This is a genomic window from Actinoalloteichus sp. GBA129-24, assembly GCF_001941645.1.
GTDB classification, from domain to species: domain Bacteria; phylum Actinomycetota; class Actinomycetes; order Mycobacteriales; family Pseudonocardiaceae; genus Actinoalloteichus_A; species Actinoalloteichus_A fjordicus.
Genome location: NZ_CP016077.1, coordinates 1,959,906 through 1,985,639 on the forward strand (window position 1 = coordinate 1,959,906; position 25,734 = coordinate 1,985,639).

The window sequence follows — 25,734 nt, forward strand, 5'->3', positions numbered from 1 at the left end:
GGCGAACCGTCGAGGCGGCGGTCGGAAGGACAGGTTGTGGGCGAGGAACTTCCCAGGAGCACCGACGACCCCGACGACAGCCCGCAGGCTGAGCGTGCGCCCGACGCGGACGACGGGCCCGACGACCGGGCCGTGCCCGACGGGACGCCGGAACCCGAGGCGACGCCGGGGACCGCGTCCGGTGCCGATTCGGGCGCTCGCGGCCCGAGCGGAGCTGCGGTGCCTGGTGACGGGCAGGACGTCTCGGGCGAGACCGTCGTCGGGACCGGGCAGGCCGGGGCAGGCGTGTCTACCCCGGCGAGTGGGCAGCAGGGCATGCCCCACCGGGCTGCCGCCGATCCCGCCGAGGATCGGCCCGCACCACCAGGTGCCCGCCCGCCTGGTCCGACGCCGATGCCGACCTTCTCCGGCGGCGGGCCCGGCGCTGCGCAGGGCTGGGCCCCCGGCCATCCGGTGGCCGTCGTTCCCGGCACGCCGCCGGGTGCGCCGTCCTTCACCGCTCCGCCGCCCTACCAGCCGACTCCCGTTGCGCAGACCTACCACGCGCAGCCCCCCGGCGCTCCGGGCCACGGGATGCCAGGAGCGGGCTTCGGCCCACCGGGCGGCGGCGTGCCTGCGGCGGGGCCCCCGTCCTGGGCGAGCTACCCGAGGCAGATGGGCGGCGTCCAGGACGGCTACGACCCCAGGCTGCACTCCCGATACTGGGAGGCCCAGCTGGAGGCGAGTGCCCGGAGCAGCCTGCACTGGGGCTTTCTGGCCTTCTTCCTCGGCTGGGGCGGCTACTACCTGACCGGCATGCTGCTGTCGGTCGTCATGGCGGGCCGGTTCGAGAACTTCGATCAGCTCGACCCGCCGCCGCTCGGCCCGCTGCTGCTTCTCTCCCTGCTGCCCAACCTGTTCCTCGGGCTCGGGCCTGCCGTGCTGTCGTGGTGGAAGGGCAGCGGACTGCGCAGGGACTTCGGCATCCTGCCGAAGTGGCGGGACGTGTGGGTCGGGCTGTCCTGTGGTGGTGCGGGCCTGCTCGGTGCATTCATCGTGGCGTTGATGGTGATGGGCAGCGCGGGCGAGAGCGGCGATGACAGTGCCATCAGCGGGATGGGCGCATTGTTCGAAGGCCAGGCGGTCTGGGTCTTCTGCCTCGCCTTGTTCATGTTCATCGGCGCGCCGCTCACCGAGGAACTACTGGTCCGGGGTGCACTCTGGGGTGCGCTGGAACATTTCAAGGTGCCCCGTTACGCGATTCTCCTGCTGACCACTTTCGTGTTCGCCCTGATTCACGAGGAGCCGATGCGAACCCCGATCCTTCTGGTCGGCGGGTTGGCCATGGGGATTGCTCGGATGATCACCGGCCGGGTCTCCGCCGCGATCATCGCGCATGCGACCTATAACTTCCTGCCAGCGTTGATCTTCTACACGCAGTTCTCCTGAGGCTCTTCCGAGGCCGCGCCGGTCGCCGTCGAATCACGGTGGCGACCGGCCTGCCTCGACCGCCCGAAATCGCACGCGCGGCCGTTTCTCACGCCTCTGTGGACTGCCCTCGGCCTGTCGAAACGGACTAGCCTCGACGAAGGGCACCGATTCGGACCGGGCACCCCGCGCGTGGGCGGCGGAGGGCTCGTCGGGACCCGCAGAGACGGCCGTCTGGTCTTGAAGAAGCGGGGTGCGGGTGAGCAAACCCGAGAAGTCGCGACAGCGGAGTAGTGGACACGCGGAAATCGAGGACACGGACTTCACCGGGACCATACCGCCGAGAAGCGTCGAGAAAGGCGACCGATCGGCGCAGACGGCGTCCGCCGTCGACCCGTCGCCGAAGCCGACCGCGGTGCACCGCTGGGGCTTCGGTGTCTTCTTTCTCTCCCAGCTGGTCTTCCTGCTCTCCTCGGTCTTCGTGGTGGCCCCCTTCGGCGACACCGCGAGCGATCCCTCGCTGCGGCCTGCCGTGCTGTTGATCGGGCTGATCGTCCCTACAGTGCTCTCGGCGACGGTGGTCGTGGTGGCGACGCTGATCCGAGGCAACGGTCCTCGGGCCGATCTCGGGCTGCGCTGGTCGTGGGCCGACGTGCGCACGGGGCTCGGGCTCGGTGCGGTCGGCATCGTGCTCACGCTGGGCGCCTCCCGCCTCTGGACGAACTGGGTGGGGGAGGACCAGGCGACCTCCGCAGTGGGCTCGTTGTTGGACGATCTGCGGCTGCCGCCCGTGCTGGCCGTGCTGATCTTCCTGCATCTGCTCGTGCTCGCACCGCTGTGCGAGGAGCTGGTGTTCCGAGGCGCGCTGTGGGGTGCGATGGACCGGCTGCGCTGGAGCCGGTGGACGGCCTTCGGCGTCACCACGGCCCTGTTCGCCGTCGCGCATCTCGAACCGGCCCGCACTCCGCTGCTGCTGGTCATCGGCATCCCGATCGGTCTCGCCCGGCTGTTCACCGGACGGCTCCTCGCGGCCGTCGTCGCCCACCAGGTGAACAACCTGCTGCCCGCTCTGGGCGTCCTGCTGCTGGCCCTCGGCGTCATCCCGACCTGACGAGACCGGTCGTCGTCGAGCCCGGCGCGTGACGGGCGCGACTCGACTCGGCCCGGCTCGCCTCCGGCGTGCCTGGCAAGGGACGGGTTGGTCTGCCGTCGATGCGGTCTGGCAGAATGGCTCGTTGTCCGCCATGGCGTCGGTCCCTCTCACTGACTCGTGGCCAGCCAAATGATGTCCGAGCGCTCGGACCCGTCGCCCCACTCGGGCCCACGGGCGTTCACCCATGAGCAACGAGAGCTTGAGGAGCACCTGTACCCGTGGCCGTCAAGATCAAGCTGATGCGGCTTGGCAAGATCCGTGCGCCGTACTACCGGATCGTCGTCGCCGACTCGCGCACCCGCCGTAACGGCAAGGCGATCGAGACCATCGGCAAATACCACCCCACCGAGGAGCCCAGCTTCATCGAGGTCGACGGTGACCGCGCCCAGTACTGGCTCGGTGTCGGCGCGCAGCCGACCGAGCCCGTGCAGCGTCTGCTGGAGCTGACCGGCGACTGGCAGCGCTTCAAGGGCCTGCCCGTTCCCGAGGGTGTGCTGAAGGTCAAGGAGCCGAAGGCCGACAAGCAGGCGCTGTTCGCCGCCGCGCTCGCAGCGGCGGGCGAGGAGCCTATGGCCGACGCGACGACGCCGAAGAAGAAGGCCGCCAAGAAGGCCGATGAGCCCAAGGCCGAGGCCGAGGGCGGCGAGAAGACCGCGGACGGCCAGGCGTGAGCGTCCTCGCTGACGCCCTGGAACACCTGGTCCGAGGGATCGTGACCAACCCGGACGATGTCCGAGTCCAGCTGATCACCTCCCGGCGGGGGCGCACCCTTGAGGTGCACGTACACCCCGACGACCTGGGCAAGGTCATCGGCCGCAGTGGGCGTACGGCCACTGCGCTGCGCACCGTGATGGCCGGTATCGGCGGTCGCGGTGTGCGGGTGGACGTGGTCGACACCGACCGTTGACGCCGCAGGTGACCCGCGACCGACGTCCGGACGGCGGATCTGCCGACTCCCTGTTGGTGGGGCGAGTGAGCAGGCCGCACGGCGTTCGGGGCGAACTGGTCGTCGACGTGCGGACGGACTCCCCTCGGGAGCGGTTCGCAGTCGACGGCACCGTCGAGGCACGACTGCGGGACGGCAGTTCCCGGCAGCTCACCGTGACGGCCGCCAGGCCGCACGGCGAGCGGCTGCTGCTGAGCGTGACGGGTGTCTCGGACCGGGAGGGTGCGGAGCGTCTGCGCGGCGCTCTGCTGACGGTGTCGAAGTCGTCGTTGCCTCCCACCGAGGACCCCGACGAGTACTACGACCATCAGCTGGAGGGGCTCGCCGCCGTGCTGCCCGACGGCTCGCCGCTCGGCACGGTCCGCGAGGTGCTGCATGGAGCGGGCGGAGACCTGCTCGCCGTGCGTCTCTCGGACGGCGAAGAGGCATTGATCCCCTTCGTCAAGGAAATCGTGCCGACGGTCGACGTCGCGGGAGGTCGGCTCGTCGTCGATCCGCCGCCCGGCCTGGTGGACGACCAGTTCGAGGAGTGAGTCCTCCGTCGGCGCCCCCGGTCCCGTTCGGGACGGGCCGGGCGTCGGCGGAGCCTCGGCCGGACCTGTCGGCGGTGTCCGCAACCTGCGCACCATGCCGTCCGGCCGCCGGACGAGGAACGGCCGAGCAGTGATCGACGACGTCCGGACCGGCCCTTCGCCTCGCGGCAGTGGGCCCGGCCGGTGACGGCGGCCGGACGAAGCCTGTAGGCAGCCGGTGAAGGGGAACAGTGCGGATCGACGTCATCACCATCTTCCCGGAGTACCTCGCCCCGTTGCGGGCCGCGCTGCTCGGTAAGGCGGTCGACCGCGGCCTGATCGAGTTCGGGGTGCACGACCTGCGGGACTGGACGCACGACGTGCATCGCGCCGTGGACGACAGCCCCTACGGCGGAGGCCCGGGCATGGTGATGAAGCCGCAGGTCTGGGGTCCGGCGCTGACCGAGGTCTGTGCGCCTCGTCCCGAGCACGAGGGTCCGCCGACCCTGATCGTCCCCACACCTGCCGGCCGCCGTTTCGATCAGCGCACGGCCGAGGAGCTGGCCGAGTGCCCGTGGCTCGTCTTCGCCTGTGGTCGGTACGAGGGCATCGACGAGCGGGTGGTGGAGGACGCCGCCGAACGGATGCCGGTGCGTGAGCTCTCCATCGGCGACTATGTGCTGGTCGGCGGGGAGGTCGCGGTGCTGACCATGGTGGAGGCGGTGAGCAGGCTGCTGCCGGGCGTGCTCGGCAACCCGGCCTCGGCGCAGGAGGACTCGTTCTCCGACGGCCTGCTGGAGGGGCCCTCCTACACGCGACCGGAGGTGTGGCAGGACCGGCCCGTGCCGGAGGTGCTGCGCTCGGGCAACCATGCGGCCATCCGGAGATGGCGCCGCGACCAGTCCATCATCCGCACCTATCACCGCAGGCCGGACCTGCTGGCTGCGCTGGGTGACGATGCACTCGACAAACACGACCACCGACTGCTGGCCGCCCTCCGCGAGTCGGAGGCGAGCAGCGCCCGGCCCGACGGTTCCGCCGGCCCGATTTCATGACCAGGTCGCAGCCGTGGCACACTGGAGAGGCTGCTGTCGTCGGACAGACCGACGCGCGCCAGATGCCCATTCCCATGCAGGGTTGCACTGTGTAGACAGTCGTGCCCGCGCGGGCACGAGATGCCCGATTGATTGACGAGGACGGACCACCGATGAACACCCTGGACGCTCTGGACGCTCAGTCGCTGCGTTCCGACATCCCGGCCTTCCGGCCCGGAGACACGCTGAAGGTTCACGTCCGCGTCATCGAGGGTTCCCGCCAGCGGATCCAGGTGTTCCAGGGCGTCGTGATCCGTCGTCATGGCGGCGGAGCCCGCGAGACCTTCACCGTGCGTAAGGTCTCCTTCGGTGTCGGCGTGGAGCGCACGTTCCCCGTGCACTCGCCGAACATCGCCCAGATCGAGGTGGCGACCCGAGGTGACGTGCGCCGGGCCAAGCTGTACTACCTGCGCGAACTGCGTGGCAAGGCCGCGAAGATCAAGGAAAAGCGCGAAACGCCGACCGCGTCCTGACCGCGTTCGAGATCACGTAACGTAGCCTGGGAGCCGTGGCAGACCTCGTGCCCTCCACCTCACCACAGGGCGAATCAGACCAGCCGGATCACTCGGATCGGCCTTCCGCATGGCAGCGCAGAGACCATGCGGGAGGTGCCGGGCAGCCGGGGCCGTCGTCGGCGGACGATGTCGACGACGGCCAGGAGAAGCCGTCGAGGCCCGCGAAGAAGGGGTCTTTCTGGCGGGAGCTGTTCGTCCTGGTAGGGATCGCGGTGGTGCTCACCATCGTGATCCAGACCTTCCTGGCGCGGGTCTACGTGATCCCCTCCCAGTCGATGGAGGAGACCCTGCACGGCTGTGCGGGTTGTACCAATGACCGGGTCCTCGTCGACAAGATCACCTATCGGTTCGTCGATCCGGAACCCGGCGACGTGGTCGTCTTCCGCGGGCCCGAGGCCTGGGGACAGAACGACTTCATGACTGCGGAGCCCGCCAATCCGGTGGCGCGTTTCTTCCAGAGCGTCGGCGCGATGTTCGGGTTCGCCCAGCCGGACGAGAAGGACTTCGTCAAGCGGGTGATCGCCACCGGCGGCCAGACCGTCGAGTGCTGTGACGAGGAGAACCGGGTTCTCGTCGACGGCGACCCCCTGGACGAGCCGTACATCTTCTGGCAGCCGGGCCGGGGCAACACTCAGGAGCCGTTCGGCCCTGTCACGGTGCCCGACGATCACATCTGGATGATGGGAGACAACCGCAACAACTCGCTGGACTCCCGAGTGCAGGGTGGCGGCGGCGAGCTGGGCGCGGTCCCGCTGGACAACGTGATCGGCAAGGCCAGGATCGTGGTACTGCCCCCGCAGCGCTGGCAGGGCATCAGCGACCACGACCCGCAGCAGTCGGTGTTGAGCGCACCCGTCTGGCAGACGGCGGTTCCCGCCGGGCTCGGCCTACTCGGCGCGTTCCCCACCCTCTGGCTGGGCCGCAGGCTTCTCGGCCGTCGAGACCGGGACTGACACGGAAGAGACGCGGCGGGCCATGTCCGATCTGCTTCGCCCACCTCGCGTCGTGGTTCGTCGCGACGCGGGGAACTGGGCTCTGCAGTCGGCGTTGGACCGCCGAGGACTCGGCCCGGTCGCGGGCATCGACGAAGCAGGCCGCGGCTCCTGCGCGGGCCCGCTGGTGGTGGCCTCGTGCGTGCTGCGTCCCAAAGACTCGGCACGCCTGACCGGGCTCACCGACTCCAAGCTGATGACTGCTGCGGCTCGCGACCAGATGTTCGATCTCATCACGGCTCGTGCTCTCGACTACGCCGTGGTCGTGGTCCCCGCCGAGGAGATCGACGAGATCGGTGTGCACGTCGCCAACATCGAGGGGATGCGCCGGGCCGCCGCCCGGCTCAGCCTGCAGCCCGGCTACATCCTGACCGACGGATTCCGGGTGCCGGGCCTGCCTGCTCCTGGCCTGCCGGTGATCAAGGGCGACCAGGTGGCGGCGTGCGTCGCGGCCGCGTCGGTGCTCGCGAAGGTGACCAGAGACCGCATCATGACCTGCTTAGACGTGGAGTACGCCCAGTACGGGTTCGCGGTGCACAAGGGCTACAGCACGCCGGAGCACGCTGCGGCGCTGACCAGGCACGGGCCGACCATCGTGCACAGATGGTCTTATGCCAACGTGGCAGCCTCGGCTCGGCTGCACGGCATGGTCTCGCCGAGAGGGCGGTTCGGTGGATGGGATTCGGGGTCGTCTCTCGTGGTGAGGGATGATGTGATGGACAATGAAGCGCCCGTATGAGGGGCGTGCACAGTCCGGCGACAGGGAGGGCTCGAACTCGATGAGTTCGGAGGATCTCGAAAAGTACGAGACCGAGATGGAGCTGCAGCTCTACCGCGAGTATCGCGACATCGTCGGGCAGTTCTCCTACGTGGTGGAGACGGAGCGTCGGTTCTACCTGGCCAACGCGGTCGACGTCCAGGTTCGCAACTCCGAGGGTGAGGTCTACTTCGAGGTGCGGATGTCCGATGCCTGGGTGTGGGACATGTATCGGCCTGCCCGATTCGTGAAGAACGTCCGGGTGATCACTTTCAAGGACGTCAACGTAGAGGAACTGGACAAACCCGAGCTGCGGCTGCCGGAGAGCGGGCCGTTCAACGAGACGTGAGGTGTCGCCGCAGGTGTGCAGGCCTGCGCCGACGCGCGTGCGGCGGCGGCTTCCCGCTCGGAAGACCCCGTGACGCGCCGAGCCCCCGTGCGAGGCTTCGGCAGACGGATCGGGCGCTGCGGTGGCACCGATCGGTGCGCTGAGGCCGACGCCTGTTCGGGCGGACGGCTCTTCTCGCATGTGCGAATCGAGGTCCGCCCTGTGATGGTGGTGCGACCGATGATGCGGGGGAGAACCCTGTTCCTACGGTCGGTCCGTGGGCCTGCCGCTTGCCTGCGGCGACCGACGGGACGGCGCAGCGCCCCGTGCCTGCCTGCGGTGACCTCCGCGCTGCCGTCCGTCGTCGAGGTCGGGACGCGGGATATGAGGTTCAGACCTCGGCCGAGGCGCGGCTGCCGAGCATCTGCGGGGCGAACTCGCTGTGCAGCACCAGCGCCGCCGAGCCGACCGCGCTGACGTCCTCGCCTATCGGCGACATGACGGCCGTCAGCGGCCTGCCGCGCCTGGCGAATGCCCGGGTGGTCAGGACGTCCTCGATGGCGGCCGTGTAGAGGTGTCCGATCCCCGCGAAGGCCGGGCCGCAGAGCACGATCAGGTCGAGGTCCAGCAGGTTCACCATGGTCAGGACGCCTGCTGCCAGGTGTCGGGCCGACTGTTCGATCAGCCGGACAGCGGGTGGTTCGCCTGCGGCCGCCGCCGTCCGGATTCTGCCGAAGTCGGCATGGACGTCGTGGGCGGCACCGGACAGGTCAGGCCAGGAGCCTGTGGTGCGTGCCGCCAGCGCCGCCGCGACCACGGCGGGCGGTGCGCTGTACAGCTCGACGCAGCCTCTGTTGCCGCAGAAGCACCAGTCGCCGTTTACGTTCAGCGAGATGTGCCCGAGTTCGCCGACATTCGAGGTGGCACCCCGGTAGACCTGGCCGTCGATGAAGACGCCCGCGCCGATGCCGGTCTCCATGTAGATGCTCGCGAAGTTGCGTGCCGTCCCCGCGCAGCCGAGCCAGTGCTCACCGACGGCTGCGGCCGTGGCGTCGTTGTCGATCATGACGGGCAGTCCGAGCGCCTCCGCCAGTTCGTCGCGAAGGGCCACGTCGTGCCAGTGCGTCATGTTCGGCGGGTCGAGGATCATTCCGCGTTCGTGATCGATCGGTCCGGGGGCGGCCACGCCGACCCCGACGACCCTGGCCTTGTCGATTCCGCAGGACCCGAGTAGTCCGACGGCCTGACCTGCGATGTTCCTGATGATCTCTCGCGGCGCGGTGCTCGATTCACCGTGTCTGGCCCTGGCGACGACGCGCCCGGCGAGGTCGATGACGACGTAGGTGGTGCCCTGGAGGTCGATGCGGACGCCGACGGCGTAACAGGCGGTCGGGTTGAGCGTCAGGAGCGTGCGTCTCTTGCCGCCAGTGGAGCGGCCCTGCCCTGCTTCCACCACGAGTCCGTCGTCGATGAGCCTGCGCACGATGTTGGACACCGTCGGTGCGGTCAGGCCCGTCAGGGCCGTCAATTCCACGCGACTGATCGCGCCGCTCGAGCGGATGCCCTCCAGCACCACTCCTCGGTTGTACGTGCCTACCAGCGGCAGGTTGGCACCTCCGCGCATGTCACTCCTCAGGTCCGACCTCACTCTGGCGAGCGAAAGTATTGCACCCTTGACTTACTTGTTAAAAATGACTAAGAAAGTCGCGAAGGTGTAACACAGAACACACTCGCGCTCCTTCTGTTGGCCGTAGGGCCTCATCCGAGCAGGCGGAGCGGGCTCGTCCCGACAGGAGGATCACGATGACGGTCCCGATCAGACGACGGAGAAGCCTGACCGCGCTCGCAGGCGCCTTATCCCTGGCGGTCGTCGCAGGCTGTGCGGGAGCACCCGCGACCAGCAGCCCGGCCACCTCGATCACCGCTTACACCGGAGCCACCGGCCAGCTCACGGCCAACTTCAACCCGTACATCCTCACGTCCAACCAGCCGGGCCGCGGGATCATCTACGAGACGTTGATGTTCCTCAACCGCGCCAGGGCCGACGACCCCCGGCCGATGCTGGCCGAGGAGTTCGACTGGAACGACGACGGCACCGCGATCACCTTCCAGCTGCGCGAGGGCGTCCAGTGGACCGACGGTGAGGCCTTCACCAGCGACGACGTGGTCTTCACCTTCGAGCTGATGGCGGAGCACGAGGCGCTGAACACCTCGGCGCTGCCCATCGAGTCCGTCGAGGCGGCCGGTGACACCGAGGTGACGATCACCTTCGGGCGGCCCGCTTACACCGACCTGTGGACCATCGCCAGCGACACCTTCATCGTTCCCGAGCACATCTGGTCCGAGATCGAGGACCCGGTGACCTTCGGCAACGCCGAGCCAGTCGGCACGGGCGCGTTCGCGCTCAGCTCTTTCACCGCCCAGAGCTACGAGCTGACGGCCAACGAGAACTACTGGGACGGGGACAAGCCCTACCTGGACTCCATTCGGTTCGTCTCGCACAGCGGAAACCAGTCCGCGCTCTCCGCGTTGACCGCCGGGCAGATCGACTGGGCGAGCATCTTCATCCCGGACATCGAGAACACCTACGGCTCGCGGGCAGAGGGCAATCATTACGAGGTCACCCCCGTCTACATCTCGACGCTCGGGGCGAACCTTGAGGAGGGGCCGACCAGCGACCTCGCCGTTCGGCAGGCCATCTACCGGGGCATCGACCGCGACCAGGTCAACGAGCTGAACTATGACGGACTGAGCACTCCGGCCACCCCCGGCATGCTGATGCTGCCGCGCGAGGAGGAGTTCCTCGCCGAGGACCTCCAGGGCGTGGTCCCCACCCACGAGCCCGACGAGGCACGGCAGATCCTTCAGGACGCCGGTTACACCGAGGGAGCCGACGGCATCTTCGTCAGCCCTGACGGCGATCCGTTGAGCATCGAGGTCAAGGTCGTCACGGGGTACACCGATCAGATCGCCGCGCTGGACGTGATGCGTCAGCAGCTCGCCGAGGTCGGCATCGATCTCCAGCCCCGTGAGGTCTCCTTCGCGTCCTTCGTCGCGGATCGGGACAACGGCAACTTCGAGCTGGTCATCGACAACCTGTACGGCGGCGTCACGCCGTTCACGCTCTACGAGGACTTCTACTCCAGCGCGGCCGCCCCGCCCATCGGACAGCCCGCGACCAAGAACTTCGCGCGATTCCGCAGCGACGTCGTCGACGAGGCCCTGGAGGAGATCGCGGGCACCGAGGACGAGCAGGTCCACGCCGAGGCCTACGCGCGGATTCAGGAAGAGGTCGCCGAACAGCTGCCCTACATCCCGATCCTCCAGTCCATGGCGCTCAGCCAGTTCGCGGGCGCGAAGATCACCGGTTTCCCCACGGCGGACGACCCGTACGCGTTGCCGATGACGCACTCAGCGCCTGACCTGGGCATCGTCGCGGCGAACCTGCGCCCGGCGGAGTGAGCGTGCCTGCCGGGCAGGAGTCCGGGGAGGCCCGGACATGACCTATCTCCGTCGAAAACTGCTCTTCTACCTGGTCGCGGCCTGGGTGGCGATCACGATCAACTTCCTGATCCCGCGACTGATGCCGGGCTCGCCCGTCGACGCACTGCTGGGCAGGCTCCAGCAGGCGGGCGGAGCGGTGTCGGCGGAGGCGAGGGCCTCGCTGGAACTCCTGCTCGGTTACGGCGGGCAGGGCAACCTCTGGGAGCAGTACGTCGGCTACCTGGGCAATCTGCTGCGCGGGGACTTCGGCGTCTCGTCCACCTACTTCCCGACCGAGGTGTCGACCATCCTCGGCGCGGCCCTGCCGTGGACGCTGGTCCTGGTCGGCCTGTGCACGTGTCTGTCCTTCGTTCTGGGCGTCACCCTGGGAATGGTGGTCGGCTGGCGGCGGGGCGGCAGGCTGGACAACCTGGTCCCGATCGCGACGTTCCTGGCGGCCGTGCCCTACTTCTGGCTGGCGCTCGTCCTGGTGTTCCTGCTCGGGTCGACGTTGCGGCTGCTGCCGCTGACGGGCGGCTACGAGTACGGCACGGTGATCGGCCTCAACTGGGAGTTCATCGGTTCGGCCTTGTATCACGCGCTGCTCCCCGCGATCACCATCGTCCTCAGCTCGGTCGGCGGCTGGCTGCTGGGGATGCGCAACATGATGGTCTCCACGATGGGAGAGGACTACGTTCTCACGGCCGAGGCGAAGGGCCTCCGCCCCCGGCGGGTCATGATCACCTATGCCGCGCGGAACGCGGTGATCCCCAGCATCGCCGGCTTCGCGATCTCCTTGGGCTTCGTGGTGAGCGGCTCGATCGTCACCGAGGTCGTGTTCTCCTATCCGGGAATCGGCTTCACGCTGCTCCAGGCGGTGCAGAACAACGACTATCCGTTGATGCAGGCCGTCTTCCTGGTGATCACGCTCACCGTTCTTGGCGCGAACCTCCTGGTCGATCTGCTGTACGCGGTGATCGACCCTCGGACAAGGCAGGCGGGGTGATGACAGGGATGGACGGTCAGAAGGAAGTCACTCCGCCGACCACCACGGCGGCCCCCTCGGCACCCGCGCCGAGTGCGGGCGGTCGTGCACGTCCGGTCCGGATCGGCGGGCTGCTGCGTGACGGGAAGCTGCGGATCGGATTGAGCATCGTCGGATGCTTCGCGTTGATCGGGCTCCTCGGTCCCTTCTTCATCACCGACGTCGGCGCGATCAGCGATCAGGCGCTGCAACCGCCGTCGGCCGAGCACTGGCTGGGCACCACGCAGACCGGTCAGGACATCTTCGGTCAGCTCGTCAACGCCACGCGCGGTTCCCTGATCGTCGGCCTCGTGGTCGGCCTCCTGGCGACGGTCCTCTCGGTGCTCGTGGGCGTCGTCGGCGGGTATCTCGGCGGGCGGGTGGACGAGGGTCTCTCGCTGGTGAGCAATGTCGTGCTGGTCATTCCGAGCCTGCCGTTGGTCATCCTGATCACGAACTACCTGGACGGTGCGGGAATCCTGACGATCGCGCTGATCATCTCGATCACGAGTTGGGCCGCCTCGGCGCGAGTGCTGCGAGCACAGACCCTCTCGGTGCGATCCCGCGACTACGTGGCCGCCGCCCGCGCGATGGGCGAGCGCACCTGGCGGGTGGTGTTCGTCGAGATCCTGCCGAATCTGCTGCCGGTGATCGCATCCCAGTTCGTGTTCGCGATCATCTTCGCGATCCTGACCGAGGCAGGCCTGTCGTTCCTCGGACTCGGCGGCATCGACTACCTGACCTGGGGGACGATGCTCTACTTCGCGCAGAACGCCCAGGCCCTGGCCTTGGGCGCCTGGTGGTGGTTCATTCCACCGGGCCTGTCGATCGCGCTGGTCGGCGCAGGCCTCTCCCTGATCAATTTCAGCTTCGACGAACTGATCAACCCGAGGCTGCGTGCACCGGGAGTTCCCCGGCCCGCCCGGAAGACGAGGAGGCGCTCGTGATCACCGACGATCCCGAACCGAGCCGACGGGGCAGGCGAGATCCGGCCGGGAGCGAGCCGCCTGCGGCCGCGTCGATCGGGTCCGACTCCCCTGCGGACTTGCCTGCCGAGGACAGCCCCGATCCGGTGCGGCACACCCTCGGCGCGCCGGTGCTGACCGTTCGCGGGCTGACCGTGCACTACGAGACGGACCAGCAGGTGCGTGCGGTCCAGGACGTGGACTTTGTCCTGCGCAGGGGAGAGGTCTTCGGACTCGCAGGTGAGAGCGGCTGTGGGAAGTCGACACTGGCCTATGCGCTCAACCGACTGCTGCGCCCGCCTGCCCGTGTCGTGTCGGGCTCTGTCGTGTTCCACGACGAGGGCGGTGACGTCGACCTGCTCGGTCTGGCGGGCGAAGAGCTGCGTCGCTTCCGCTGGAAGAAGATCGCCATGGTCTTCCAGGGTGCGATGAACGCGCTCAATCCGGTGCTCACGGTGCGCACCCAGCTCGCCGACGTGCTGGCCGCGCATGAGCCGGACATGTCCGCCTCGGCCCGGCTGGCGCGGTGCGCCGAGCTGCTCGATCTGGTCGGCGTCGACCGGACCAGGCTGGGCAGCTATCCGCACGAGCTGTCCGGCGGCATGCGTCAACGCGTGATGATCGCGATGGCGCTGGCCCTGAGTCCGGACGTGATGGTCATGGACGAGCCGACCACCGCGCTGGACGTCGTGGTCCAGCGGGACATCCTGCGCGAGCTGAGCAGGCTGCGGGAGCACTTCGGCTTCGCGATCGTCTTCATCACCCATGATCTGTCCCTGCTCTTGGAGATCAGCGACCAGATCGCGATCATGTACGCGGGCCGGATCGTCGAGCAGGCGCCCGCCGGGCGGCTTCTCGACGCGCCGAGGCATCCCTACACCGTGGGGCTGCTCAACTCGTTCCCGAGCCTGACCGGACCGCGCCGGGAGATGCGCGGCGTGCCGGGACACCCGCCGGATCTCGCCGTGCCGATCGTGGGCTGCTCCTTCGCGCCCCGCTGCCCCTACCGACGACAGCCCTGCGACGAGCACCGCCCCGACCTGCGCCGCCGAGACTCGGCGTCCGACGGCATCGCCGCATGTCACGCCTATGCCGAGGCGGATTACGGCGCGCCCGCACCGCCCGCGCTGTTGCGGGGCGAGTTCCATCCGGTCGAGACGGCGGAGGTGGTCGAGGCATGAGCGTTCTTCAGGTCAAGGATCTCGTGAAGGAGTTCGTCGTCCGAGACGGCCGCCGTCGTACGGCGCTGCGGGCGGTGGACGAGCTGTCCTTCGAACTCACCGCAGGCACGACCGTGGCATTGGTCGGCGAGAGCGGCAGCGGGAAGTCGACCGTGGCCAGGATGCTGGCCCAGCTCATGCGACCGAGTTCCGGCACGATCAGCCTGGACGGGAAGCCGATCAGTACACGGGGGCGTGGGCTGCGCCGCTACCGCGAAGACGTGCAGATGGTCTTCCAGGACCCCTTCGGATCATTGAATCCGTTTCACACCGTCGACCATCATCTGCGCAGGCCGCTCCGCGTGCACCGCCGTGCCGAGAACCGCGCGGACGAGGACCGACAGATCGAGCACCTGCTGGAACGCGTCAACCTCACCCCACCCGCCAGGGTCGCCGCGAAACGCCCGCACGAACTCTCGGGCGGTCAGCGCCAGCGCATCGCCATCGCGCGTGCCCTGGCGCCCGCGCCAAGGGTGCTGCTGGCCGACGAGCCGGTGTCCATGCTGGACGTCTCGATCAGGCTGGAGATCCTCAACCTGATCGACCGGCTGAAACAGGAGGACGACCTGGCCGTCCTCTACATCACCCACGACCTCGCCACCGCCCGGCACTTCTCACGACGCATCATGGTGATGTATCGGGGCGAACTGGTGGAAAGCGGCGACGCGGACGACGTGATCCTGCGTCCTCAACACCCCTACACCCGCCTGCTCGCCGCCGCCGCACCCGATCCGCGGCGGCGGATCACGATCGACGGTGCGGCGACCGGCGCGATCGGGTCGCCGACGAGCCCTGCTCAGCCCGGCGGCGATCCTGCCGTGTCGGGGCCTGTTGCGGGCGGTTCGTCTGCCGGGATCTCGGACGGCTGCCGCTTCCGGGCGCGTTGCCCCTCCGCGATGGCGGTCTGCGCGGAGCGGCCGCCGATCCTGTCCGTCGGCGACGGACACAGCGCCCGCTGCTGGCTCTACCGCGACGGGTCGGATGCCTGACCCCACCACTGTGAACACCACGAATGACGAAGTCGACCAGGGAGAGTTGATGCGGACACTGTTGCACGATGGTTGGACGCTGCGAGCCGTCGGCGGCGCCGCCCCGGACACGATCGCCGAGGCAGTGGTGCCTGCGACCGTGCCCGGCTGCGTGCACACCGACCTGCTGGCAGCCGACCTGATTCCCGACCCCTATCTCGACGACAACGAGGCGGCGCTCGCCTGGATCGGTCGCACCGACTGGCGCTACGAGACGACCTTCGCGTGGCACCCCGCCGAGGCCCATGACGTCGTCGAACTGGTGTGCGCCGGTCTCGACACCATCGCCACGGTGGTGCTCAACGGAGTGGTGGTCGGCGAGACGCAGAACATGCATCGCACGCACCGGCTCGACGTCACCGACGTGCTCCGCGAGGGCGACAACCGGCTCGCGGTGACCTTCGCCTCGGCGGTGGATCATGTGGAACGCATCCGCGAGGAGACGGGGGCGCTGCCGCACACCAACCACCATCCCTACAACCTCATCCGCAAGACGGCCTGCAACTTCGGCTGGGACTGGGGCCCCGATCTGGTCACGGCGGGCATCTGGCGTCCCATCGCGCTGGAGGCGTTCAGCAGCGCGCGCCTGGCCGAGGTGCGCCCGCTGGTCGACGTTCAGGACGGCCACGGCCGGGTGATCACTCACGTCGAACTGGCCCGCGCAGGCGAGCACGACGAGCCGTTGGTGGTCTCCGTCGAGGTGGCGGGCCACCGTGTCGAGGTGGCCGTCGACGAGGACGAGGACACCGCGGTGGTGGGCATCCTGGTGGAGAGCCCGGAGCTGTGGTGGCCGCACGGACATGGAGCCCAGCCGCTCTACCCGGTCGCGGTGCGACTGCGCTCACCCGCCTCCGGCGTCGAGTTGGACGCCTGGGACGGCGAGATCGGCTTCCGCACCGTCACCCTGGACACCGGCTCCGACGCCGACGGCACCCGTTTCACCTTCGTCGTCAACGGCAAGCCCGTCTTCGTGCGTGGTGCGAACTGGATCCCCGACGACGCCTTCCCCCACCGGATCGACGCCGAGCGCTACGCGGCCAGGATCGACCAGGCCAAGGATGCGGGTGTCAACCTGCTGCGCGTGTGGGGCGGCGGCATCTTCGAGAGCGAGGACTTCTACCGCCACTGCGACCGCGAGGGCGTCCTCACCTGGCAGGACTTCCTCTTCGCCTGTGCGGCGTACCCGGAGGAGGAACCGCTGCGCAGCGAGGTCGTCGCCGAGGCGAGAGAGGCGGTGGCCCGCCTGTGCCCGCATCCGAGCCTCGTGCTGTGGAACGGCAACAACGAGAACAACTGGGGATGGCACGACTGGGGCTGGCAGGAGCGACTCGGCGACCGGACCTGGGGACTCGGCTACTACACGGAGCTGCTGCCTGAGATCGTCGCCGAGCTGGACCCGACTCGGCCTTACACGGCGAGCAGCCCGTGGTCGGTCACCACCGAAATCCACCCGAACGAGCAGGCACACGGCAGCATGCACGTGTGGGACGTGTGGAACTCGCGCGACTACACGGCCTACCGCGACTACCGACCGAGGTTCGTCGCCGAGTTCGGCTATCAGGGGCCGCCGACGATGCGGACCCTGTTGCGCGCCGTCCACGACGAGCCGCTGACCCCGACCAGCCCGGGAATGATCGTGCATCAGAAGGCGGCCGACGGCGACGCCAAGCTGGAACGAGGTCTGACCGCGCACTTCGGAGTGCCTGCGGACTTCGACTCCTGGTTCTGGGCGACCCAGCTCAACCAGGCCAGAGCGGTGTCACTGGGCATCGAGCACTTCCGATCCCTGAGTCCGTTGTGTGCGGGCACCGTGGTCTGGCAGCTGAACGACTGTTGGCCGGTGACCTCCTGGGCGGCGGTCGACGGCGACGGCCGACGTAAGCCGCTCTGGTACGCGTTGCGCAACGCCTATGCCGACCGCCTCCTCACCGTGGAGCCCAGGGACGACGGGCTGGTCGCGGTCGCGGTGAACGACAGCGACGAGGACTGGTCCGCGCGGCTGACCGTCCGACGTCTCGCCGTCGACGGAACCGTGCTGCGGATGTTCGAGGTCCCGCTGACGGCGTCGGCGCGCACCACCGTGACGCTGCCGTTGGCGCCGGGCGACGTCGCGCCGGAGCATCCGGAGCGGGAGCTGCTGATCGTCGACGCCGACACCGGGCAGCGGGCAGCGTGGTTCCACGTGGCCGACAAGGATCTCGCGCTGCCTGCACCCGAGCTTCGGACCGAGGTCGAGCGGGTCGAGCAGGGCTATCGGGTCCGCGTGCACGCCGGGGCATTGGCTCGGGACGTGTCGATCCTCGCCGACCGGGTCGCCCCGGACGCCGAGGTCGACGACATGCTGGTCACCCTGCTGCCCGGTGAGTCGACGACGTTCCTGGTGCGCACCCTCGCCGATGTCGCGCACGACCGGCTCGTCGCACCCGACGTGCTGCGCACGGCGAACGAACTCGTGGCCCGATGACCGTCGGGACGACGCGGGCCGGGGACGACGACTCCGGGCCCGACACGAGTGGGCGGCACGTGAGAGAGGCGTCCCGACCGGACGACGGCGTCGTGCTCGGTCTCGACGTCGGCGGTACCAAGCTCGCGGCGGGGGTGGTCTCTCGGGACGGCCGGGTCCGGGCGTTCACCACCGTGCCGACGGACGCGGCTGACGGGCCGGTGAAGGTGATCGCCCGGCTCTGCACCCTGGCCAGGGAGGTGCTGGCCGTCGCAGGCCTGAGCCCCGCCGACCTGACCGCGGTCGGGATCTGCTGCTGCGGACCGCTGGACGCCCGCACCGGGATGGTTCACGACCCGCCGAACCTGCCCGGCTGGGGTGACGTCCCGCTCGCCGATCTCGTGGCTGCCGACCTGGGAGTTCGGACCTGGGTGGAGAACGACGCGACGGCGGCCACGGTGGGCGAGTGGCGCCACGGCGCGGGCCGAGGCGTCCGCGACCTGGTCTACTTCACGATCTCCACCGGGGTCGGTGGCGGCGTGGTCATCGACGGCCGGGTCCTGCGGGGCGGCAGCGGCAACGGCGGGGAGCTGGGGCACACCCTGCTCGTCGCCGACGGCAGACCGTGCGGCTGCGGTGCCAGAGGCTGCCTGGAGGCCTACGTCTCCGGCACCGCCATCGCCGCCAGGGCACGAGAACGGATCGAGGACGGCGGCGGCTCGACGCTCGCCGCGCTGACCGACATCGGCGCGGCCGACGTCGCACGGGCGGCCAGAGCCGGAGATCCGCTGGCCTCGGCGGTGTGGCAGGAGACGACGGACCTGCTCGGCGGGGCGCTGGCCGGCTACGTCAACCTGTTCGAACCACGGCTCGTGGTGCTCGGCGGCGGGGTCGCCCGCAGCGGAGATCAGCTGCTCGTCCCGGTTCGGGATCGAGCCAGGGCCCTGGCCATGCGCCCGGCCGCCGACGTCGTCGACGTGCGGCCCGCACAGCTCGCCGAGAAGGCGGGGGTCGTCGGCGCCGCTGCCGTGGCGTTCGAACGGGCTGCGGACGAAGGGTGACAGTCGAGGGATGACAGCCGTTGGATGACACGAGCCTCGGCGCCCGGTTCGGCGCCGAGGCTCGTCGCCGCCCTTACCGCGTCCATCGGCCGCGTTCACCAGCATTGATGTTCCTCGGTAGCACAGTTCCTCGCGGCGAACCGCGACACGCCGTCGTCGGCGGACGAGTTGTCCACATGCCGGGGGTTATCCACAGCGAAGGATCTTCATCTTCGTCTCGTCGGCCGGTCTCGCGACATCGTGTGCCCCAGAGCTCGTGAGCCGATCGAGGGGATGTCATGAACACGCAGACACACCAGCACACCGTGCCGTCGACACCTGCTGAGCTGGGCAGACTCGGGGAAGATCTCGCCGCGGAACACCTCCAGCAGCAGGGGATCGTGCTGCTCTCCCGCAACTGGCGCTGCGAACTAGGCGAACTCGACCTGGTCGGCTATCAGGACGGCGGTGTCGTCGTGTGCGAGGTTAAAGCACGCTCGGGAGAGGAGTTCGGCAGCCCGGCCGAGGCGATCACCGACGCCAAGGCGCGCAGGCTGCGCAGGCTCGCCAATGCCTGGCTGAGCGTCCATCACATCGGCTGGGTGTCCGTCCGGTTCGATCTCGTCTCGGTGCTCTGGCCGAAGAACGGTCCGGTCCGCCTCCACCACCTGCGCTCGGTGTTGTGATGGGCATCGCGACCGGCTGGGGCGTTGCGCTGATCGGGGTCGACGGCGTGCCCGTCGAGATCGAGGCCGACGTCGGCGCCGGAGTGCCCGATGTGAAACTGCTCGGCCGCCCCGACACCGTGGTCAACGAGTCGAAGGACCGCATCAAGGCTGCTCTGCGCAACAGCGGCGAGAGCTGGCCCCGGTCCAGGGTCACGCTCGGCATGTCGCCTGCCGGGCTGCAGAAATGCGGTGCGGGCTACGACCTGGCCCTGGCCTGCGTCGTCCTCGCGGCCGCCGGGGTGATCCCTGCCGTTCGGCTGCCGGGGATGCTCCTGCTGGGCGAACTCGCGCTGGACGGTCGGCTGCGCGCGGTCCGGGGCGTACTGCCCGCCCTTCTCGCGGCCCGTAAGGCCGGTCTCCGGGAGGCGGTGGTGCCCGAGGCTGCGCTGCCGGAGGCGGCGCTGGTCGAGGGCGTGGTCTCGCGAGGCGCCCGGCGCCTGATCGACGTGATCCGATGGCTCAGAGGGGAGGCCGACGACCTGATCACCATGACCGAGCCCGAGTCGCCCGCGCGTAGGCCTGCAGGCGATCTGGCCGACGTCGTGGGGCAGCCGGAGGCCCGTTGGGCCTTGGAGGTGGCGGCCGCAGGCGGCCATCACCTCCTGATGGTCGGGCCGCCGGGCACCGGGAAGACGATGCTCGCCCAACGACTTGCAGGGCTGCTGCCGGAGCTGTCCAGGGAGGAGGCGATCGAGGTCGCCATGATCCGGTCGGTGGCGGGACTGCTCGCCGCCGACGCACCCTTGTCTCGATACCCGCCGTTCGTCGCGCCGCACCATTCGATCTCGTTGGCCGCCCTGGTCGGCGGTGGTGCAGGCATGGCGAGGCCGGGCGCGGTGAGTTCGGCGCATCGAGGCGTCCTGCTCGCGGACGAGGCCTGCGAGTTCGGTGCGAAGCATCTCGACGCCCTGCGAACCGCGCTGGAGGACGGCGAGGTGCGGATCGCCCGCAGTCTGGGCGTGGCCAGGTTTCCCGCCCGCTGCCAGCTCGTGCTGGCGACGAATCCGTGTCCTTGCGCTCCGCCGAGAGACCTCGACTGCGTGTGCTCCGCAGTGAGCAGGCGTCGCTATTTCGGCAGGTTGTCCGGGCCCCTGCTGGACCGCGTCGATCTTCGGGTGCGGATGCGTCCGGTCACCGGACTGACCGTTCGCCCCGGACACGAGCCGGAGTCGACGGAGGTGGTCCGGGAACGGGTTCGGTTGGCACGACTGCGGGCCGCCAGACGCTGGGCCGAGCACGGCTGGCGTTGCAACGCGGAGGCTCCCGGTCCCGCGCTGCGCCGCGACTTTCCGCTTCCCCGCGACGCGCTGGAGATCCTTGATCGAGGGCTCACCATCGGCGCGATGACGGCCCGAGGCGCCGACCGCTGTCTGCGAGTGGCCTGGACGCTCAGCGATCTCGCAGGCGCGGAGCAGCCGGACTCCTCGCATGTGGCCGCGGCACTGGAGTTCCGCGATCGGCTTGCGTCATGACGCCCGGCGAGCTGTCCCTGTTGCTGGCCAGGGCATACCTGTTGCGAGTGGCGGAACCGCCTGCACCGGCACTCACCAGGTTCGTGGTCGAGCACGGCGCGGAAAGAGCGGCCGAGGCGGTACGCGGCGGACGGGTGCCAGGAGACGTTGCGAAGGAGGTTGCTGCGAGAAACGATCTGCGGCTCGCCGAACAGGATCTTCAAACGGGCCATGCGATGGGTGCTCGACTGCTCGTTCCGGAACACGAGCAATGGCCGAGACAGCGGTTCGCCGACTTCGAACACGCGGCGCAGAACGGAGTCCAGAATGCGGCTCCGCCGTTGGCGTTGTGGGTTCGAGGCTCGCCGAGACTGGCCGAGTCGACCGCCTCGGCGGTCTCCGTGGTGGGCTCCCGAGCCGCCTCGGGGTACGGAGAGCAGTTGGCGGCCGAGTTCGGTCACGGCCTGGTCGGGCGGGGATTCACCGTCGTCTCCGGTGCCGCGTACGGCATCGACGGGGCGGCGCATCGCGGTGCACTCGCGGGAGGCGGAACCACCGTCGCGGTCTTGGCCTGCGGGCTCGACGTGGGGTATCCGGCCGGGCACACCAGCCTGCTCCGGGCGGTCGAATCGGGGGACGGTGCGGTGCTCAGCGAGTACCCGCCGGGTACTCCGCCCGCTCGCCATCGGTTCCTCGTCCGCAACCGACTCATCGCGGCTCTGTCCGCAGGGACCGTCGTCGTGGAGGCCGGACGACGCAGCGGCGCAAGGAACACGGCGGGGATCGCAGGCGGTCTCGGTCGAGTGGTGATGGCGGTGCCCGGCCCGGTCACCTCGGCGCTCTCCGCAGGCTGTCACGAACTGCTGCGGGACGGCGAGGCCCTGTTGGTGACCAGCACGGCGGAGATCGCGGAGGCGGCCGGGCCGATGGGCGACCACCTGATCTCGCCTGGCGATCGGCCCAGCCGAGACACCGACGGACTAGGAGAGGAGGAGTTGCGCGTCTTCGAGGCGCTGGATCTCCGGAAGGGGGCGGCGGCGGACGAGGTGTCCGTCAGGTCGGGAGTCGAGCTCGCCAGTGTCCGGGCAATCCTGCCGGTCCTGGAGTTTGCGGGGCTGGCCGCGCGAGGCGAGTACGGCTGGACGAGACGACGGAGGCGATCGGGACGATCTTGACGACGGACCTGCGGTGACTGAGCAGCGCAGTGGATCGAGGCGGGCGCGCGCCGCCTCGATCCACCGTCTCCCACCCGAAAGAAGACACGCCCGAGACCAAATCAATCTTGACGTGGCTGCGTTCGCCGCGCAGCGTTGTGGCATGACGGAGCCGACCGCGCAGGACTCTCCACGTGGGGACTCGCGATCGACGGTGACCGAGCTGCCTGCCGATCTCGAGCGCCTGTGCGTCGATTTCGTCCGGCATCTGCGATTGGAACGGAACCTGTCGGAGCACACGGTGCGGGCCTATCGCGGCGACGTGACGAGCCTGCTCGGCCACGTGGTGGACTGCGGTGGTGTCGAGGCGACGGCGGTGGACCTTCGGATGCTGCGGTCCTGGCTGGCGATGCAGCACGGTGCCGGGGCGAGCCGTGCCACTCTGGCGAGACGGGCCGCCTCGGCGCGAGCCCTGACGTCCTGGGCGCATACGGCGGGGCGGATCGCGCACGACCCCGGACCGCGACTGTCAGCGCCTTCGCCGCGTCGACGGCTGCCCGTGGTCCTGCGGCCCGCCGACGCCGAGGTGGCATTGGGCGCCGCTGGTGCGGGGGCTGCGCAGGCCGACCCCGTTGCGCTGCGTGATCACGCGGTGGTGGAGGTGCTGTACGCAACCGGGGTAAGGGTGGCGGAGTTGTGCGGCCTCGATCTTGACGACGTCGATCGGCAGGCCCGCCTGTTGAGGGTGTCAGGCAAGGGCGGCCGCGAACGCGTCGTGCCCTTCGGCCTGCCAGCCGATCGGGCGCTGGAGGCGTGGTTGTCCTCGGGCCGAGGACACCTGCTCACATCGGCGTCATCTGCGGCGTTGTTCCTGGGTGCCCGTGGCGGGAGGATCAATCAGAGATCCGTTCGGCGCGTGGTGCACGAGGTGCTGCGGGCGACGCCGGGCGTGCCGGACACCGGCCCGCACGGGCTTCGGCACTCTGCGGCGACGCATCTGTTGGAGGGCGGAGCCGACCTCCGCAGCGTTCAGGAGTTGCTTGGTCACGCTACGCTCTCAACTACCCAGTTCTACACCCATGTCACCGTCGAACGGCTGAAGGCGATCCATGACCGAACCCACCCCCGTTCCTGACGATGCCGGGGGAGGTTCCCGTACTGCCACCGTGCGCCAGGATGAGCGACGCGCGAGCGGAACCGATGTCGTGAGAGGCACCGGTTCGGGTAGACCAGGGACAGCTCCGGTGGGCGGCCCGCAGACACGCGATGCCGCAGGTCCACGACAGCGCGTGCCGTCGACCGCCAGGTCGGATGCGGCGGAACGCAGTGCCGATGTCGAGGCGGGCATCGTCGCCCTGTGGCGGGCCTATGGCGGCCAGCGTCAACGTGTGCTGCGTGATCGCCTGGTGCTGCACTATGCCCCGCTGGTCAAGTATGTGGCGGGCCGAGTCGGCACCGGGCTCCCGTCCCACGTCGACGTGGCCGACCTGATCCAGTCCGGCATCTTCGGCCTGGTCGATGCCATCGAGAAGTTCGAACCAGAGCGTGGACTGAAGTTCGAGACCTACGCGATGCAGCGGATCAGGGGTGCGATCCTGGACGACCTCAGAGCCCAGGATTGGGTGCCCCGGTCGGTTCGTAGCCGCGCTCGCGACGTGGAGCGGGCGATCGAGCGGCTGGAAGGCAAACTGCAGCGCACCGCGAGCGATCCCGAGCTGGCCACGGAACTAGGGATCGACGTCGGGGAGCTGCGCGATCTGTTCGCTCAGCTCCAACTCACCAGTGTCGTCGCGTTGGACGAGCTGATCGCGGCAGGCCGGGGCTCCGCCTCTCTCGCGGAGACTCTGCCCGACGAACGGGCCGAGGACCCGGTGGCGAACCTGGTCGATCGGGACAGCAGGCGACAGTTGGCCGAAGCCATCGCCCAGCTTGCCGAACGGGACCGTGTCGTCGTGACCCTCTACTACTTCGAGAACCTGACCTTGGCCGAGATCGGCAGGGTCCTGGGGGTGACCGAGTCACGGGTCTGCCAGTTGCACACCCGAGCGGTGCTGCGGCTGCGAGCCAAGCTCGCCGAACAGGTCTAGTCAGGTCCCACCGGCCACCAGCCACCGGCCGAGCGGTCCACTCCCACTGGCCGAGCGGCCGAGCGGCCGAGCGGCCGAGCGGCCGAGCGGCCGAGCGGCCGAGCGGCCGAGGGCTGAGCGGCTGAGCGGTCGCGTGGCTGGAGGGACCGGCAGACTGCGCTGGCAACGACAGCTGACACGTCACATGACGATGTCCTGCTCGATCTGCTCCTGGGCCTCCTGGGCCTCCTGGGCCTCCTGGGCCTCCTGGACCTCCTGGGCAACCCAAGGTCTCGCGTCCGGGCCCGAATCCGGGCAGTGTCTCGTCGGTTCCAAAGTTGGGGGCTGGGCCGAAGGCGTGTGTCTTTCAGGGGGCTGGTGCGTGGCTGCGGTGGGAATCGGTGCGGCTGTCTGTTCCGACCGTGTCGGTGTGTCGGTGTTCCGCTTGTGTCGGTGTGTCGGTGTGTCGCTCTGACGTGTGCGAACTCGTGCCACCGCATTGCCCGCCGCTCACCACGGCAGCAGCCGCAGTCTCAGGCGACCGAGCAGCGTGAGCGGATCGACGTAGACGCCGTCGCGCCGGGCGCCCCAGTGCAGGCAGGCCTCCGAGGTGCAGCCGGGATGTCCCCTCATCGCCTCGCCGATCGGCTGACCTGCGGATACCCGGTCTCCGGTCGAGAGCATCGATTCCACCGGCTCATAGGTCGTGATCAGTCCGGCCGCGTGCTGGATCGACACCACGGGCCTGCCCGCCACCGGGCCTGCGTGACGCACCGTGCCCGCTCCGGCTGCATGAACCAGTTCACCGGGCGAGACGAACAGGTCGACGCCACGGTGGCCGGGGCCGTAGGGGTGAGGCGGCGGATCGAACGCACGCACCACCGTCAAGACGGTCTTCAACGGCGAGACGAAGGGCTCCTGGCCATCCGCCTGCGCGACCTGTTGACGCCCCAGGCTGGTCGGCATCGGCGCCGCCACGGGCGCGGGCAGCGCCAACACCAGGATCAGCCCGGCCCAGACGCCCCTCCACAACAGCCCGCGATGACAGCCCGCCTGTCCACGTCGATCATGCTTCCCGAGACCGCCGAGACCGCCGAGACCGCCGAGACCGCCGAGACCGCCGAGACCGCCGAGACCGCCGAGACCGCCGAGACCGCCGAGACCGCCGAGACCGCCGAGACCGCCGAGACCGCCGAGACCGCCGAGACCGCCGAGACCGCCGAGACGACGCGGACGGCGTCGCCGATGGCGGTCGACAGGCCTGACGGCTGACGCGGGCATGCGACACACGCTGCCCGCCGCGCCTGGTGACGCGCCAATGCGATCGCACGAGCCTGTGGACAACTCGGCGTTGTGGACAACCTCGTGTGCATGGTCAGCCGCCCTCGGGGTCTTCGGGGGAGGGACGTATACTGATGGGTGCGGCCA

The 25,734-nt window shown here is 69.3% G+C and carries 26 protein-coding genes; 23 read left to right on the forward strand and 3 right to left on the reverse strand.

The features are described 5' to 3' along the window. Positions 1–36: 36 nt before the first annotated feature. The 10 genes from UA75_RS34405 (at position 37) to UA75_RS08905 (ending at position 7,725) form a co-directional block, all read left to right on the forward strand. Positions 37–1,428, forward strand: a complete 1,392-nt coding sequence (locus UA75_RS34405) for a CPBP family intramembrane glutamic endopeptidase (protein WP_232251181.1) — start codon at positions 37–39, stop codon at positions 1,426–1,428. 238 nt (positions 1,429–1,666) lie between these two features. Beyond that, entirely contained in the window at positions 1,667–2,518 is an 852-nt protein-coding gene (locus tag UA75_RS08865; RefSeq protein ID WP_232237686.1) for a type II CAAX endopeptidase family protein, read from the forward strand. A gap of 260 nt (positions 2,519–2,778) precedes the next feature. Beyond that, complete coding sequence (gene rpsP / locus UA75_RS08870) at positions 2,779–3,231, forward strand: 30S ribosomal protein S16 (RefSeq protein WP_075739845.1); 453 nt, start codon at positions 2,779–2,781, stop codon at positions 3,229–3,231. Next, positions 3,228–3,467, forward strand: a complete 240-nt coding sequence (locus tag UA75_RS08875; protein WP_069848007.1) for an RNA-binding protein — start codon at positions 3,228–3,230, stop codon at positions 3,465–3,467. The genes rpsP and UA75_RS08875 overlap by 4 nt, the downstream gene beginning before the upstream one ends. Before the next feature lie 8 nt (positions 3,468–3,475). Then, positions 3,476–4,039: a ribosome maturation factor RimM gene (gene rimM, locus UA75_RS08880; protein WP_232251183.1), complete on the forward strand. Its 564-nt coding sequence runs from the start codon at positions 3,476–3,478 to the stop codon at positions 4,037–4,039. Between the two features lie 230 nt (positions 4,040–4,269). Continuing rightward, on the forward strand, positions 4,270–5,073 hold the full coding sequence (gene trmD / locus UA75_RS08885; protein WP_075739846.1) for a tRNA (guanosine(37)-N1)-methyltransferase TrmD: 804 nt from the start codon (positions 4,270–4,272) through the stop codon (positions 5,071–5,073). Positions 5,074–5,225: 152 nt separating this feature from the next. After that, positions 5,226–5,585, forward strand: coding sequence for a 50S ribosomal protein L19 (gene rplS, locus UA75_RS08890; protein WP_075739847.1), 360 nt, complete (start codon positions 5,226–5,228; stop codon positions 5,583–5,585). A gap of 35 nt (positions 5,586–5,620) precedes the next feature. After that, complete coding sequence (gene lepB, locus UA75_RS08895; RefSeq protein WP_157434068.1) at positions 5,621–6,580, forward strand: signal peptidase I; 960 nt, start codon at positions 5,621–5,623, stop codon at positions 6,578–6,580. Between the two features lie 22 nt (positions 6,581–6,602). After that, the gene (locus UA75_RS08900; RefSeq protein ID WP_075739848.1) at positions 6,603–7,358 is read left to right on the forward strand and encodes a ribonuclease HII; all 756 of its coding nucleotides are present in this window, start codon (positions 6,603–6,605) and stop codon (positions 7,356–7,358) included. 40 nt (positions 7,359–7,398) lie between these two features. After that, entirely contained in the window at positions 7,399–7,725 is a 327-nt protein-coding gene (locus UA75_RS08905; protein ID WP_075743575.1) for a DUF2469 domain-containing protein, read from the forward strand. 370 nt (positions 7,726–8,095) lie between these two features. On the opposite strand, the gene UA75_RS08910 is transcribed toward UA75_RS08905, so the two are convergent. Beyond that, positions 8,096–9,328, reverse strand: a complete 1,233-nt coding sequence (locus tag UA75_RS08910; RefSeq protein ID WP_075739849.1) for an ROK family transcriptional regulator — start codon at positions 9,326–9,328, stop codon at positions 8,096–8,098. Positions 9,329–9,507: 179 nt separating this feature from the next. On the opposite strand from UA75_RS08910, the gene UA75_RS08915 reads away from it, so the two are divergent. The 12 genes from UA75_RS08915 (at position 9,508) to UA75_RS08970 (ending at position 24,327) form a co-directional block, all read left to right on the forward strand. Then, positions 9,508–11,166, forward strand: coding sequence for an ABC transporter substrate-binding protein (locus tag UA75_RS08915; protein ID WP_083690657.1), 1,659 nt, complete (start codon positions 9,508–9,510; stop codon positions 11,164–11,166). Positions 11,167–11,203: 37 nt separating this feature from the next. Continuing rightward, entirely contained in the window at positions 11,204–12,193 is a 990-nt protein-coding gene (locus UA75_RS08920) for an ABC transporter permease (RefSeq protein ID WP_075739850.1), read from the forward strand. An 8-nt stretch (positions 12,194–12,201) separates the two neighbouring features. Continuing rightward, entirely contained in the window at positions 12,202–13,158 is a 957-nt protein-coding gene (locus UA75_RS08925; protein ID WP_083683042.1) for an ABC transporter permease, read from the forward strand. After that, complete coding sequence (locus tag UA75_RS08930; protein WP_083690658.1) at positions 13,155–14,357, forward strand: ABC transporter ATP-binding protein; 1,203 nt, start codon at positions 13,155–13,157, stop codon at positions 14,355–14,357. Before UA75_RS08925 ends, UA75_RS08930 begins: the two co-directional genes overlap by 4 nt. Next, positions 14,354–15,385, forward strand: a complete 1,032-nt coding sequence (locus tag UA75_RS08935; protein WP_075739851.1) for an ABC transporter ATP-binding protein — start codon at positions 14,354–14,356, stop codon at positions 15,383–15,385. The genes UA75_RS08930 and UA75_RS08935 overlap by 4 nt, the downstream gene beginning before the upstream one ends. A 49-nt stretch (positions 15,386–15,434) precedes the next feature. Next, on the forward strand, positions 15,435–17,888 hold the full coding sequence (locus UA75_RS08940; protein WP_075739852.1) for a glycoside hydrolase family 2 protein: 2,454 nt from the start codon (positions 15,435–15,437) through the stop codon (positions 17,886–17,888). 59 nt (positions 17,889–17,947) lie between these two features. Further along, positions 17,948–18,928: an ROK family protein gene (locus UA75_RS08945; protein ID WP_075743578.1), complete on the forward strand. Its 981-nt coding sequence runs from the start codon at positions 17,948–17,950 to the stop codon at positions 18,926–18,928. A 278-nt stretch (positions 18,929–19,206) separates the two neighbouring features. Beyond that, positions 19,207–19,593: a YraN family protein gene (locus tag UA75_RS08950; protein ID WP_075739853.1), complete on the forward strand. Its 387-nt coding sequence runs from the start codon at positions 19,207–19,209 to the stop codon at positions 19,591–19,593. Beyond that, a complete protein-coding gene (locus tag UA75_RS08955; protein ID WP_075739854.1) occupies positions 19,593–21,107 on the forward strand; it encodes a YifB family Mg chelatase-like AAA ATPase in 1,515 nt (504 codons plus the stop codon). Before UA75_RS08950 ends, UA75_RS08955 begins: the two co-directional genes overlap by 1 nt. Further along, complete coding sequence (gene dprA, locus UA75_RS08960) at positions 21,104–22,261, forward strand: DNA-processing protein DprA (protein ID WP_075739855.1); 1,158 nt, start codon at positions 21,104–21,106, stop codon at positions 22,259–22,261. The genes UA75_RS08955 and dprA overlap by 4 nt, the downstream gene beginning before the upstream one ends. A gap of 142 nt (positions 22,262–22,403) precedes the next feature. Next, positions 22,404–23,375 carry a tyrosine recombinase XerC gene (locus UA75_RS08965; RefSeq protein WP_075739856.1) on the forward strand — a complete coding sequence of 324 codons (972 nt, stop codon included), beginning with the start codon at positions 22,404–22,406 and terminating at the stop codon, positions 23,373–23,375. Then, positions 23,350–24,327: a FliA/WhiG family RNA polymerase sigma factor gene (locus tag UA75_RS08970; RefSeq protein ID WP_075739857.1), complete on the forward strand. Its 978-nt coding sequence runs from the start codon at positions 23,350–23,352 to the stop codon at positions 24,325–24,327. The genes UA75_RS08965 and UA75_RS08970 overlap by 26 nt, the downstream gene beginning before the upstream one ends. A gap of 180 nt (positions 24,328–24,507) precedes the next feature. On the opposite strand, the gene UA75_RS34885 is transcribed toward UA75_RS08970, so the two are convergent. Both UA75_RS34885 and UA75_RS08975 read right to left on the reverse strand, forming a co-directional pair. After that, positions 24,508–24,642, reverse strand: coding sequence for a hypothetical protein (locus UA75_RS34885; RefSeq protein ID WP_257787615.1), 135 nt, complete (start codon positions 24,640–24,642; stop codon positions 24,508–24,510). 174 nt (positions 24,643–24,816) lie between these two features. Continuing rightward, a complete protein-coding gene (locus tag UA75_RS08975; protein ID WP_232237689.1) occupies positions 24,817–25,338 on the reverse strand; it encodes a M23 family metallopeptidase in 522 nt (173 codons plus the stop codon). Between the two features lie 9 nt (positions 25,339–25,347). Between UA75_RS08975 and UA75_RS08980 the strand changes: the two genes are divergently transcribed. Continuing rightward, on the forward strand, positions 25,348–25,578 hold the full coding sequence (locus UA75_RS08980; RefSeq protein WP_075743580.1) for a hypothetical protein: 231 nt from the start codon (positions 25,348–25,350) through the stop codon (positions 25,576–25,578). Positions 25,579–25,734: the final 156 nt, after the last annotated feature.

Coding starts and splice junctions, on each gene's coding strand:
- rplS (WP_075739847.1), top strand. CDS start 5,226: ATGAACACCCTGGACGCTCTGGACGCTCAGTCGCTGCGTTCCGACATC.
- UA75_RS08940 (WP_075739852.1), top strand. CDS start 15,435: ATGCGGACACTGTTGCACGATGGTTGGACGCTGCGAGCCGTCGGCGGC.
- UA75_RS08900 (WP_075739848.1), top strand. CDS start 6,603: ATGTCCGATCTGCTTCGCCCACCTCGCGTCGTGGTTCGTCGCGACGCG.
- UA75_RS08950 (WP_075739853.1), top strand. CDS start 19,207: ATGAACACGCAGACACACCAGCACACCGTGCCGTCGACACCTGCTGAG.
- UA75_RS08965 (WP_075739856.1), top strand. CDS start 22,404: ATGACGGAGCCGACCGCGCAGGACTCTCCACGTGGGGACTCGCGATCG.
- UA75_RS08910 (WP_075739849.1), bottom strand. CDS start 9,328: ATGCGCGGAGGTGCCAACCTGCCGCTGGTAGGCACGTACAACCGAGGA.
- UA75_RS08970 (WP_075739857.1), top strand. CDS start 23,350: ATGACCGAACCCACCCCCGTTCCTGACGATGCCGGGGGAGGTTCCCGT.
- UA75_RS08905 (WP_075743575.1), top strand. CDS start 7,399: ATGAGTTCGGAGGATCTCGAAAAGTACGAGACCGAGATGGAGCTGCAG.
- UA75_RS08955 (WP_075739854.1), top strand. CDS start 19,593: ATGGGCATCGCGACCGGCTGGGGCGTTGCGCTGATCGGGGTCGACGGC.
- UA75_RS08935 (WP_075739851.1), top strand. CDS start 14,354: ATGAGCGTTCTTCAGGTCAAGGATCTCGTGAAGGAGTTCGTCGTCCGA.
- UA75_RS08980 (WP_075743580.1), top strand. CDS start 25,348: ATGACAGCCCGCCTGTCCACGTCGATCATGCTTCCCGAGACCGCCGAG.
- UA75_RS08920 (WP_075739850.1), top strand. CDS start 11,204: ATGACCTATCTCCGTCGAAAACTGCTCTTCTACCTGGTCGCGGCCTGG.
- UA75_RS08925 (WP_083683042.1), top strand. CDS start 12,202: ATGGACGGTCAGAAGGAAGTCACTCCGCCGACCACCACGGCGGCCCCC.
- UA75_RS08915 (WP_083690657.1), top strand. CDS start 9,508: ATGACGGTCCCGATCAGACGACGGAGAAGCCTGACCGCGCTCGCAGGC.
- dprA (WP_075739855.1), top strand. CDS start 21,104: ATGACGCCCGGCGAGCTGTCCCTGTTGCTGGCCAGGGCATACCTGTTG.